Annotated in this window: 16 protein-coding genes; 5 read left to right on the forward strand and 11 right to left on the reverse strand. The window is 66.9% G+C overall.

What is annotated here, in order from left to right:
- Positions 1-21: 21 nt before the first annotated feature.
- The 3 genes from K6I34_RS21480 to K6I34_RS21490 all read right to left on the reverse strand — a co-directional run bounded on the left by K6I34_RS21480 (position 22) and on the right by K6I34_RS21490 (position 2,623).
- Positions 22-321, reverse strand: coding sequence for a 2Fe-2S iron-sulfur cluster-binding protein (locus K6I34_RS21480; RefSeq protein WP_229327956.1), 300 nt, complete (start codon positions 319-321; stop codon positions 22-24).
- A gap of 19 nt (positions 322-340) precedes the next feature.
- Positions 341-1,393: an NAD(P)/FAD-dependent oxidoreductase gene (locus tag K6I34_RS21485; protein WP_308294036.1), complete on the reverse strand. Its 1,053-nt coding sequence runs from the start codon at positions 1,391-1,393 to the stop codon at positions 341-343.
- A 288-nt stretch (positions 1,394-1,681) separates the two neighbouring features.
- A complete protein-coding gene (locus K6I34_RS21490) occupies positions 1,682-2,623 on the reverse strand; it encodes a ParB/RepB/Spo0J family partition protein (protein ID WP_229327957.1) in 942 nt (313 codons plus the stop codon).
- Positions 2,624-3,322: 699 nt separating this feature from the next.
- On the opposite strand from K6I34_RS21490, the gene K6I34_RS21495 reads away from it, so the two are divergent.
- Positions 3,323-4,675 (forward strand): aminotransferase class V-fold PLP-dependent enzyme, encoded by a 1,353-nt coding sequence (locus tag K6I34_RS21495; RefSeq protein WP_229327958.1) that lies wholly within the window; start codon positions 3,323-3,325, stop codon positions 4,673-4,675.
- A 215-nt stretch (positions 4,676-4,890) separates the two neighbouring features.
- Positions 4,891-5,346: a hypothetical protein gene (locus K6I34_RS21500; RefSeq protein ID WP_229327959.1), complete on the forward strand. Its 456-nt coding sequence runs from the start codon at positions 4,891-4,893 to the stop codon at positions 5,344-5,346.
- Positions 5,347-5,405: 59 nt separating this feature from the next.
- On the opposite strand, the gene K6I34_RS21505 is transcribed toward K6I34_RS21500, so the two are convergent.
- Positions 5,406-5,564 carry a hypothetical protein gene (locus K6I34_RS21505; protein ID WP_229327960.1) on the reverse strand — a complete coding sequence of 53 codons (159 nt, stop codon included), beginning with the start codon at positions 5,562-5,564 and terminating at the stop codon, positions 5,406-5,408.
- 361 nt (positions 5,565-5,925) lie between these two features.
- Between K6I34_RS21505 and K6I34_RS21510 the strand changes: the two genes are divergently transcribed.
- Both K6I34_RS21510 and K6I34_RS21515 read left to right on the forward strand, forming a co-directional pair.
- A complete protein-coding gene (locus K6I34_RS21510) occupies positions 5,926-6,846 on the forward strand; it encodes a helix-turn-helix transcriptional regulator (protein ID WP_229327961.1) in 921 nt (306 codons plus the stop codon).
- On the forward strand, positions 6,803-6,928 hold the full coding sequence (locus K6I34_RS21515) for a DUF397 domain-containing protein (protein WP_229327962.1): 126 nt from the start codon (positions 6,803-6,805) through the stop codon (positions 6,926-6,928). The genes K6I34_RS21510 and K6I34_RS21515 overlap by 44 nt, the downstream gene beginning before the upstream one ends.
- Positions 6,929-6,998: 70 nt before the next feature.
- On the opposite strand, the gene K6I34_RS21520 is transcribed toward K6I34_RS21515, so the two are convergent.
- The 3 genes from K6I34_RS21520 to K6I34_RS21530 form a co-directional block, all read right to left on the reverse strand.
- On the reverse strand, positions 6,999-7,277 hold the full coding sequence (locus K6I34_RS21520) for a DUF6087 family protein (RefSeq protein ID WP_229327963.1): 279 nt from the start codon (positions 7,275-7,277) through the stop codon (positions 6,999-7,001).
- Between the two features lie 126 nt (positions 7,278-7,403).
- A complete protein-coding gene (locus K6I34_RS21525) occupies positions 7,404-7,754 on the reverse strand; it encodes a hypothetical protein (RefSeq protein ID WP_229327964.1) in 351 nt (116 codons plus the stop codon).
- Entirely contained in the window at positions 7,751-7,903 is a 153-nt protein-coding gene (locus K6I34_RS21530; protein WP_229327965.1) for a hypothetical protein, read from the reverse strand. The genes K6I34_RS21525 and K6I34_RS21530 overlap by 4 nt, the downstream gene beginning before the upstream one ends.
- Positions 7,904-7,907: 4 nt before the next feature.
- Between K6I34_RS21530 and K6I34_RS21535 the strand changes: the two genes are divergently transcribed.
- The gene (locus K6I34_RS21535; protein ID WP_229327966.1) at positions 7,908-8,261 is read left to right on the forward strand and encodes a VOC family protein; all 354 of its coding nucleotides are present in this window, start codon (positions 7,908-7,910) and stop codon (positions 8,259-8,261) included.
- Between the two features lie 324 nt (positions 8,262-8,585).
- Here the strand turns inward: K6I34_RS21535 and K6I34_RS21540 are convergent, their stop codons facing one another.
- The 4 genes from K6I34_RS21540 to K6I34_RS21555 form a co-directional block, all read right to left on the reverse strand.
- On the reverse strand, positions 8,586-8,879 hold the full coding sequence (locus K6I34_RS21540; protein ID WP_229327967.1) for a hypothetical protein: 294 nt from the start codon (positions 8,877-8,879) through the stop codon (positions 8,586-8,588).
- A gap of 61 nt (positions 8,880-8,940) precedes the next feature.
- Positions 8,941-9,777 carry a Scr1 family TA system antitoxin-like transcriptional regulator gene (locus tag K6I34_RS21545; RefSeq protein WP_229327968.1) on the reverse strand — a complete coding sequence of 279 codons (837 nt, stop codon included), beginning with the start codon at positions 9,775-9,777 and terminating at the stop codon, positions 8,941-8,943.
- Positions 9,761-10,285: a DUF6879 family protein gene (locus K6I34_RS21550; RefSeq protein WP_229327969.1), complete on the reverse strand. Its 525-nt coding sequence runs from the start codon at positions 10,283-10,285 to the stop codon at positions 9,761-9,763. Before K6I34_RS21550 ends, K6I34_RS21545 begins: the two co-directional genes overlap by 17 nt.
- The gene (locus tag K6I34_RS21555) at positions 10,269-10,475 is read right to left on the reverse strand and encodes a hypothetical protein (RefSeq protein ID WP_229327970.1); all 207 of its coding nucleotides are present in this window, start codon (positions 10,473-10,475) and stop codon (positions 10,269-10,271) included. Before K6I34_RS21555 ends, K6I34_RS21550 begins: the two co-directional genes overlap by 17 nt.
- Positions 10,476-10,949: the final 474 nt, after the last annotated feature.

Genomic DNA, 10,949 nt, shown 5'->3' on the forward strand with positions numbered 1-10,949 from the left:
GGATTGGGGATCGGGTGCGGTTCAGATGTCGTCGGCGACGCGGACAGTCGCGTCGCCCCGCAGCCGGCACTGGCAGGCCAGACGGTGGTTGCCGCCGGTCCGGCCGAGGTCTTCCAGGAAGTCGAGCTCGTCGTCGTCGGGTTCGCCGAGGGAGTCGAAGCCCTCCAGCACCTCGACGACGCACGCGCCGCACGATCCGGAGCGGCATCCGAACGGGATGAGCCGCTGCGGGGTCTCGTACTCGACTTCGGTGAGGGGAGATCCCGTGGGCAGCAGGATCTCGGTTCCGGTCGGAAGGATGGTCAGTTTCTTCAGGGTCATGACAGCGGCTTCTCCGGGGTCATGACAGCGGCATGGCGTCGCGGTCGGTGGAGTGCTCCGGCGCGAGGCGGGAGCCGGGGCGCAGTTCGACCGCCGCGTGGTTCGCCGCGGTCGCCGCCTCGCCGAAGCCCACCGAGATGAGCGGGACGCGACCCTCGTAGGTACAGATGTCACCGACGGCGTAGACCCGCGGAAGATTCGTCCGCATCGCCCTGTCGACCACGATCTGACGGTTCTCCGCCTGGAGTCCCCATTCGGCGATCGGGCCCAGGCTGGTGATGAATCCCAGGGCCGCGACAAGGGATTGGGCGGGCAGCACCAATTCCTCTTCGCCGATCGTGACGCGGACTTCCTCCAGATATTCCGCGCCCTCGCACGACGTTACCTGTGCGTCGGTCAGCACGCGAATATCGGCCGCATACATCTGCTTGACGCTGTGCTCGTGGGCGCGGAAGGCAGAACGCCGGTGGACGACGGTGACGGACCGGGCGATCGGTTCGAGGGCCAGGGCCCAGTCGACCGCGCTGTCGCCGCCGCCCACGATCACCACGTCGCGGTCCCGGTGTTCGTCGAGCCGCGGCACGTGATACGCCACGCCACGCCCCTCATAGGGCCGCAGAGCGGGCATCGTGCGCGGGACCGAACGGCCGAGCCCGCCCGCGATCACGACGGCTCCGGCACGCACCAGCCCGCCGCCCTCCAGCCCGATCGACCAGCCCGCCCCGGCGTCCGGCGCCAGGGAGACCGCCGTCCGTCCGAGCAGGTAGTGCGGCTCGAACGGCGCGGCCTGGGCGACCAGTTGGTCGACCAGCTCCCGGCCCCGTACGGCCGCGTGGCCGGCGACGTCGTAGATCTTCTTCTCCGGGTACAGGGCCGCGATCTGGCCGCCCGGCTCCGGCAGCGCGTCGATCACCGCGCTGGAAAGTCCGCGGAATCCCGCGCAGTAGGCGGCGTACAGACCGGCGGGACCCGCTCCGACGACGGCCACGTCCACGCTCGTCGTCGCAGCGCCGGTATCGGCACCGGTGTCGGCGCCGGCCGCGGCCGTTTCCGCACCACCTAAGGTGTCCACTCGATTCCCCGCTTGATTCATCCCGAACTCCAGACCCTTTTGACGTTCGGCGCCGGCGTTTCCGCGCTCACACAAAGCACCGCAGCGGGGGCCGTGCTTGGCCTATGAAACTTACCGCCGAGCGCATATTGATCCTTCAGGGCACTGATCATTCCGTCAAGGAAATGCGGTCGTAACCCCGCCCGTTTCACGGCCCGTTCACAAGGCAGACGGAGTTCCGCTTCCGGCACGCTCCGCCGCTCGACCACGTCCTACTGCTCGGCGTCCTACCGCCTACTGCTCGGCGTCCTACTGCTCGCCCGCGTCACCGAGGGCCTGGTCCAGGGCGCTGGCGAACCGCTGCCATTCCTGGGCATAGGAGTTGGCCAGGTCCGCGACCGCCACCGCGCAGTGCAGCGGCACCGCGGACATCAGCTGTCGCCCCGCCTCCAGATCCGGCGCACGCTCGTTCAGCCAACGCAGCAGCGCACGCCCGGACTCGGTGAATCTGAGCGACGGGTCCTTCGCCAAGGTCTCGATGCGCTGCGCCCGCGCGCCCTCCGCCCGCTGGTCGCCTGCCGGCGGCCCGATGCTCGCCGCCCGGTTCCGGTCACGGGCCCCGCGTGCGGGGCGCGTGCGCGGTGGCGAAGGGTCCTGTTCGTTCTGCTCGCCGCGGCGCACCCGCTGCCGGATCTCGCACGCGGTGCTGATCGACACCCCCGCGCTGGCGGCGATCTCGTGGAGCGTGGCGCCGGCGTGCTCGGCGAGGAACGCGCGTGCCGCTTCCCGGCGGCGCGCGGCGTCGAGCGGGCGGGAGCGGCCGTCCGCCCCGACCCGGACCTTCGACTGAGGAACTTCCTCGGTCGAAGCCCGGCGGACGACGCCCACGGTCTTGGGCGAGAGTCCGGTGATGCGCGCGATCGCGCGGTCCGACAGGTCCGGGTGCGAGATGAGGATCCGCCCGGCCGCGGCCTTTCTGTCCTTGAGCGTCAACGGCAGACCGTGGGCGACATTGGCCACCACGGAGCGAATGAAGATCTCACCGACCGGCCCGTCCAGGAACCGGACCGGAATCATCCGCTCCCCCCGGAGCCCGGCGGCCTGGAGGCGATGCATCCCGTCGATCACGCGCCGGGTCCCCCGGTGCACCAGGATCGGCTCGATGTCCCGCTGCGCGAGCACCTCGACATGCTCCCGGCTCAGCCCGCCCAGCCGGGGCGAGTCCGCGGCCACCAGAGAGTCGACCGGCACCAGGTGAACATCGGCGGGCTCGCCCCCCGCCGCAGCCTCCGGATCCCGAGCTGTTGTCTTCAATAAGTCCGTCAACGCCCCCACCGCTCCCCGTTGATTTCACACTACAGGTAGATAGGAAATAGTGTTAACGATCAACAGTTAACGATCAACGCCAAGTTCCGTCAAGCCCCAGTCAAGCCCACCAGCACTTTCACCGTCGAACCGGGGCATCGGCCGATGGTTTTGTGGCCATCTCGCCCAGTTTATTCCTCATGCGAACTGCATATGCCACCGGCATGGGCCCAGGTTTATCCCTTATGCGCGCCTGGCTCGAAATGCCCCTTCGACAACCCCGGAGAAGCCGATTTCCGATCCACCGGCCCGCGCGACCGGTCGCCGAAGTTCCGGATGCCGCCTTGACCGCCGGAAACGGAAGCTGTTAATCTCCCCAAAATGAGATGATCAAGCACAAATGAATCTCACCGAACAACCGGGGAATTCTGGCAGCGAACCCCGGCGGAACGACCGCGGTGCACCGCCACCGCCCTGGCCCGGCAATTCATCCGGTGTACACCCGGCGTTACATTCCAGCATTACATCCGGCATTACATCCGGGTGCTGCATCCGACACTTCGCCCGGCATCACATCCGGCACCACATCTGACACCACACCCGGCGATACACAGCCACTGCATAACACTTTATGGAGGGGTAACCGTGTCTCTTTCACGTCGCAACATGCTGGTCGGCTCCGGCATCGCGGCCTCCGCACTGACCTTGGGGCCCATCGGGAACGCCGCCGCACAAACGGCCGCACAAACGGCCGCGCAAACGGCCGCGTCCCAGCCCTTCTCGCCGCACGACTGGAAATCCATCCGCGCACAGTTCCTGCTCCGGCCCGACTACGCGCACCTGTCGAACTTCTTCTTCGCCTCGAATCCGACCCCCGTCCGCGAGGCGATCGCGAAGTACCGGAAGGCGTTCGACGAAAACCCGTACAACGCCCTCGACGACAACATGTTCGAGCGCGATCAGGACATGCTGTGGCGCAAGGTGTGCGCCGCCGCCGCCGAATACACCGGCGGGCAGCCCAACGAGATCGCTCTCACCAGCAGCACCACCATGGGGCTCGCCCTCATCTACAACGGCCTGCGCCTGAAGCCGGGCCAGGAAATTCTGACCACCACGCACGAGTTCTACCCGCACCACGAATCAATACGTCTGGCCTGCGACAAATGGGGCGCGAGCTGGCGCAAGATTCCGCTCTACGAATCGTCGCTGAATTTCTCCGCGGACAAGGCCGTGGAGCGGATTCGCGCCGCCGTGCGCCCCAACACCCGGGTCCTCGGTGTCACCTGGGTCCATTCCAACACCGGCGTGCGGCTGCCCATATCCAAGGTCGCCGCCGTCGTCAAGGACCTGAACCGCAACCGCTCCGAGGCCGACCGCATCCTGCTGGTGGTGGACGGGGTCCACGGCTTCGGCGTGGCGGACGAGGACGTCGCGAAGATGGGCTGCGACTTCTTCGCCGCGGGCACGCACAAGTGGATCCTCGGACCGCACGGGACCGGGATCATCTGGGGGAGGGCCGAGAGCTGGAAGCATGTCCAGCCGACCATTCCCAGCCTGATGGCCCCGGAAACGGAAGACGCCTGGCGGGAGGAGCGCCCGCCGCACGGTCCGACCGAGGCCGCGTGGATCAGCCCGGGCGGCTTCTTCGCGTACGAGCACCAGTGGGCCGTCATCGAGGCGTTCCGCTTCGTCCGGCAGATCGGCCGCAAGCGGATCCAGGACCGGATCCTCGAACTGAACGGCCAGATCAAGGAGGGCCTGGCGCGCATGAAGCACGTCACGCTCCACACGCCGCTCGACCCCACAGTGTCCGCGGGCATCGTCACCTTTGACGTCCAGGGCTACAAGCCGAAGGACGTCGTGCAGATCCTCCGCGACAAAAAGATCGTCGCCAGCGCCACGCCGTACGCGGTTCCGCATGTGCGCCTGTCGGCCGGCATCGTCAACTTCCCGCAGGAGATCGACAAGACCCTGAAGGTCATACGGTCACTGGCCTGACGCATGCCGAACGCGGCGGCTCGCCGGAGCGCCGCCACCCCGTCCACGTGGGCGGGTGGCGGCGCTCCGGCGAGCCGGCCCCCTAGGAGCCCTTAGGGGCGGTCCACCCGGAGGCGTACGGCGATCCGGTTCCTCCGGCTGACCGGCGGACGGTGCGGGCGGCCGAATACTGGAATCAGTCATTCCGCCCCGCTGCCCCGCCCTGGGAGGCCCTCGTGAAAAGCAAGATCCTCATCGGTGTCGTCACCGGTGCCGCCGTCCTCGGCGTCGGCGCGGCGTTCGCCGTACCCGCCGCCAAGAGCTGGGCCGAGACCCGCCACGACGAGACGTCGCGCTACGCCACGGGAGCCGAGGCCAAGGCGGACCGGAAGTCGATGCCGCGCTGGCTCCCCGACGACGCCCGCGACATCCGCTACACCATGAAGACCACGGGCGGCGACCGCATCCTCAAGGCCACACTCCCCGACGGCAAGCTGCCGACGAGCTGCAAGCCGCTCCCGTCCGGCACATCGGCGAAGCAGCCCGCCCTGGTCGCTTCCTGGTTCCCGGACAAGCCCTCCGACCGGGCCAAGGCCCGCTGCGGCCTCTACTACGCGTACGCCGACGGCTCCACCCTCTACGCCTGGCAGGACAACGAGGACTGGAAGTCCGCGGGGCTCCCGGAGGGCTAGCCCCTGGCCGGGCCCGTCCTTCCGAGGACGGGCCCTTCGTCATGCCATCCGGCCAGCCGTCAGACCCGCCGTTCCGGCTCGCGCCGCCGGGCGCGCAGCTCCTCGTACAGCTTCATCGCCTTGTCGGTCTCGCGCAGCCGCCACGCGGTGAAGTAGCGCATGCGCAACAGCCCTTCCTCCAGCCCCTCACGCGTGAGCGGCCGCGTCTCCCCCGTCACGGCTTCCCCTCCCCGTGCGCCGCCCGCTTGTGCGCCGCGAGTTCGGCGAGGATCCGGTCCTCCGCCGCGCGGTTGCCACGCTCCCAGGCGCGCAGCCTGTCGTCCGTCAACCGCCAGCACAACGCACAGGGTCGGCCCTTTGTACGCCACTCCGGGCCGGATGAATGGGGTACAGCGACGATGTCACCGATCTGTGGGATATAAGCGGCTGTTTCCGTGTACGACATGAGAGTCCTCGCGCATCATGTGGCACGGCGCCGATGCGCCGTAACTGCCCTGGGTACGGCCAGCGTTGTCCCCGGCCACATGCTGTGGCAACGCCTGACGCGTGCCAGGTCACCGGTCACACGAGGGGTCATCCATGGAACGACGGTCAGCGCTCACGAACGCCTTCGTCTTCGGCATGCTGCTGAAGCACTTCCGCGAGGCCGCGGGCCTGAGACAGGAGGACCTGGCCCTGGGAGTCCCGTGCGACCGGTCCCTGATCGCCCGTGTCGAAGCCGGGACCCGCACCCCGAGGGAGAACCTGGTCAAACGCTGCGACGACCTGCTGCCGACGGAGGGTGCGCTCTATCGCTTGTGGGTGGAAATCGACTGGACGTCTCAGGAGGTCGAATACCCCGACTGGTTCAATCGCCGGGTGGAGATGGAAGCGGAGGCTGTATCCCTGCGCGCATACCAAACGCAGGTCATGCCAGGTCTGTTACAGACGGAGGAGTACGTCCACGCCCTGTTCTCGCGAGGCTCCAAGGAAGACCCCGCTCTCACTGATTACCGTGTACGGGTACGGCTTGGCAGGCAGCGCCGCTTCCTGGATGCAGAAGACGCTCTTCTAGTGGCAGTTCTCGACGAAAGCTGCATCCGCAACGTCGTCGGGAGCAGCGCTGTAATGCACAGGCAGTGCGCTCACCTGCTCTCCGTAGGGCAACGTCCGAACATCCGCATTCAGGTAGCCCCGTCCCACATGGGCCACCTGGTGCGCCCAAGGACCTCCATGTGCATCATCAAGCTCCCGGACGGTCACGAGTGGGCGTACTCGGAGTCCGTGAATCGAGGCCATTTCTGCGACGAACCAGACGTCCTGGCACAGCTCTCACGGACCTATGATGTGCTGAGAGCCGACGTCCCGTCGGCTGAAGAATCCGCCGAGCTGATCCGTGAAGCGATGGAAGGTTTTCGGCAGCATGACAAAGCCATGGCGCAAGAGCAGCTACAGCGACCGCGACCCAAGCGACTGCGTGGAAACCGCCCGCGCCACCCCCGCCGACGCCGCCGTTCGTGACTCCAAGAACCCAGGCGGTGCGGCACTCGCCATACCCCGGGCCGCCTGGTCGTCCTTCGTCACCACCGTCACGGCGGGCTGAACCACCGGCGTAGAGCGCGACGTCGGCCCCAGGCACCCTCCGGTTGCACGACCGCTGCCCGCTGTCCTTCTCACCCGCCGGACAACTGCTCGTTCACCCACCGCTGGGCTGCCGCGAGGTCGGCCGCCGTCCCGGCCGGGACGAAGGTGAACCCATCCCATTCCTCCAAGGCCCGTGGCTCGCAGGGATGGCGGTGTCCGGCGCCGCCGTGCAGCGGTCGGTGGCGGCGGTAGATGTCCAGCGGTGGGCGGCGCCGCTTGTTGTACGCCGCGAGCTGGTCGTCGGAATTGAGGCGGGGAACGGCGCGGGAGGGCTGGTTCGGCGGCCCGGGCCGGGAGTGCTTGCCCATGGAGCCGATGCTCTCAGGCCGCGACCGTCGTCGGGCGCGATGCCGCGAGATCCGCCACTCAGATACGGGCCTCCTCCACCGCAGGGTGTTCAGGCGGGAGCCATGGCGGGCCCATGAAGCCGTCGGTCACTGGCCGGGCTCCGTTTGTCCGGCTTCCCGCCTCAGGTGTGCGGCCTGCTCAAGGAGCGCTCTGGCCTCAGCGACATCGTCCGCTTCAGCCGCGCGGTCCTCCAGGTCGGACACCCGCGCGTCCAGTCGAGGGTCGCGGGCAAGGGCGTACTCGGCCCACCAGCGGGCCATGAAGGCAGGGACCGGAGTGAGGTCGTAAGTGTCGGCGATATCGCGCTTCCAGTGCCGGTCGAAGTCCGCGAGAAGACGCGGGGCATGGACGGCGATCGCCTCCCGCAACGCCTTGAGGTTGCGCCCGGGCATGGGCGGGACACCGGCGGGACGCGGCGTCGCATGGCGGGAGCTCATGCGGCCCGCCCCTCGTCCCGTTCGGCCTTGGTGGCCTCGCACTTCTTCTTGAGCATGGTGCCGGACCGTACCGGATTCCGCACACCGGACCGGCGGTCGACGGCAGTCACCCCCAGCCCTGGCAGCCAGCCGACCCTGTTTATGCTCACGCCCATGGCACTCGAATGGGAACAGATCATCGTCGACTCCTCCGACCCCATCGCCCTCGGGCGCTGGTGGGCCGAGGCGCTTGGCTGGGTAGTGGTCGACGAATCCGAGGAGATCATCGAGATCCGGCCTGAGCCGGACCGGATGCCGGGGCTGTTCTTCGTGCCTGTCCCCGAGGGCAAGACGTCGAAGAACCGGCTCCACCCCGACTTCCGCCCCGACGACCAGGAGGCCGAGGTCGCCCGGCTGCTCTCCCTCGGTGCCCGGCGCGCCAACTCCGTGCAGGAAGGGCAGCACTGGGTGACCCTCCTCGACCCGGAGGGAAACGAGTTCTGCATCCTGTCCGAGCCGAAGGGCTGAGCGGGGCCGGGCAGCCGTTCGGGCGAAGGTGCCGGACGGTCTCGCCCACCCGTAGCTGCCCCAGCTGCTGCTCGCCGGCCCGGCTGCGCCGGGTGCTCTGACCGTGGTCCGTGCATGGCTCCGGCTGGTGCGTTGATGACGCGCGGCTCGGCCCGGACGACCTACGAACTACCAGATGGCATAGCCCCTGGTCATGGGGCGGCCATCGTGCAACTCTGCGAGCCTGCCGCCGCGCGCCTTGGAGAACTGGGCGCCGTCGATGTTCAGGTCGTACAGGTCGGAGGTCATGGTGATCCTTCCCGATAGGTGGGTACGGACACCGCGTCAGTGCTCGCGGCCGGCGTCACGATCCCGCTGGCTCCGCTTCGCCGACTCCGCGTAGATCAGGGCGTTGATCAGCTTCTTGGCCGTGGCCAGTGGAACCGTCCCGAGAAAGACGGACGGCTCACCACTGAGGGACGCGCGGCCCTTCAGCAGCGGCCACGCGTCCGTGTCCCCGACCCTGATGCCCATCTCCGCCAGCGCGCGCCCCAGCATGAAAGCCATGTCGTCGGCTTTCTTCTTGCCTGCCAGGAAGGCGGCGGCTTGCTGTGCGGCTGCTTCGATGTCCGTAGTCATTGGCACATCGTGGGACCGGTGAGCCGGTGAAACCAGTTTTATGCACGTTCCGGCTTAAAGATCACGATCGGCAGACGGCTGCCCACTCCGCGAGCCTCCCCCTGGCTTGTTCTCCGAAAAGAGCATACTCTTCGTATCCGGTGAACCGTAGAATCAGATCCTGCACATCTCGGTCGTCACGGAAAACGATCGCCCCTAGATCGAGTTCCGCAGTCGCCAGAGTCTCGTCATAGACTGTAAACGTGCTCAACGCCCCAGAGGTGAAGTGGACTCCCATGGGGATGACGCCAAGTCGGATGTTCGGCTGGTGCGTGAGAGAGGCCAGTCGGTCAATCTGCAACGCCAGCTCATCGGGCGGAATAAGCGGGTACCTGACAGCCTGCTCGGTCAGAATGAACGTGAATCGCTTGGACCGATCGAACAGAACTCTTTGACGGTCGAGCTTCATCGCCGCGGCTTTGGCCTGTTGCTCCGGTGGAGCCTGAGCCAGGCTGGCGCGAACGTATTCAGGTGTCGCCAGAAGTCCTGTGATCATGGACAGCAGGAAGTACCGGAACGTCGTGGACGACGCCTCAAGCCCTGCAAGCTGCACTTGCTTCTTGTCGAGCCCTTTTCTTCGGAGCGTCCTCCCGCCCTGCCACTCTGTCTGAGCGATCCTGGCCAGGGCCATCACCTCGGCCGCAATGGCGGGGGGTGCGTTGAGGCCCCGGAGGAGTTGTTCAACATCCAGCAATGACGGACGGCTCTTGTTGCCCTCAATCCGGCTGATCTTGGATTGAGACATGTTGCAACGCGCGGCAAGCCGGACTCCTGAGAGCCCGGCTTGTTTACGGAGGCGCTTGAGGATGGCTGCCAGTTCGCGTCCCGACTGGTCTAGCCGGTCAGGCTCGATGGCCACCGTTCACGTACTCCTGGAACGGAACCGATTCCGCGAGCGCGATGCGCTGGTATTCGACGTACGGCCCAGGGTCGCCCTCGTACAGTTCCCGATTGATCTGCGTGCCGTCTGCCTCGTAGTTCATGAGGACCACTTCTGTTTTATCGAACAGCCAGAAGTCTTGAACACCTTCCAGCGGGTTGGGCCGACCGGTCACATCGAGGATGCGAATATCGTCCCCGGCCAGAGAATGAGCTTCGTAGTACATGAACTCGAATCGGAGGTATTCCGTGAGGGGTCGCGTGACGATGTGAACGCGCCCCTTACTTTTCCCCTCTGCCCTGATCTTACGTAGACCCTCCGTATACCCGGAAGAGTGGTTCTGTGGATCGATTCGGCGCCCGGCCAGGAAGTCACGAATTTCATCTTCTTCGCTGGGCACCCTGTACCAGGGAAGCGTTTCAAGCCGCCACGCCTCCCGCTTGAAGCCCTGGACCTTCGCCGTCCAGTTCTCACCATCCAAGAACACGGAAAGCCTCCTTCAGCACGCTCTCAGGGATCTCTACGAGCCCTTCCCCAGCCGCAGGCTTGAAGGCGTCGGACGCCTCCCCCTGAACCAGGAACGATCCGGTGGCCGTGCGGTACACGTTGGGGCAGTCGTCGTGGTTGCAGTTGCCGTTTCCGCTGCCGGTCAGTCGAGTCAGTTCCTCGCGAGCCATGGCTACGACCCCCTTAACTCAGGACCCCTGCGGGCCAGATGCCATGACGGTACGAGCACGGCGGGTGAGCCGTCTATGCAGGAACGCAACTATGCGCGTCATTGCATAAGTCGGTCTGGCCTGCTGGGGCGTCGCTTCACCGTCTGCTGCCAGGCAGCCAGCGCTTCCTCCACCTGGGCAAGGCTCGGGTTCGTCATGACCAGCTCAGCGCGCTCCTGGGCCGACCCGGTCAGCTGATCCGGGCCCGGACCTCGCTCCCGACCACGTGCCGAAGCCAACCGGTCATGCCGCCGAGCTTGTTGCGTCAGACGTCCGGCAGTCGCGGCATCTGCCGGGTGTGGCCGAGCGGAAGGCTCGTTCGCAGCCGTCACAAGTCTGGAGGGGAAGCGGTTTGCCGGGCCGTTCCGGGGCAGGCTCTCGCGGCTGTACGGGGAGTGCGGGTGGCAGCCAGGACTTGAGGCGGTAGGCGAGGAG

It is taken from the genome of Streptomyces sp. UNOC14_S4 (genome assembly GCF_020740835.1).
GTDB lineage: Bacteria > Actinomycetota > Actinomycetes > Streptomycetales > Streptomycetaceae > Streptomyces.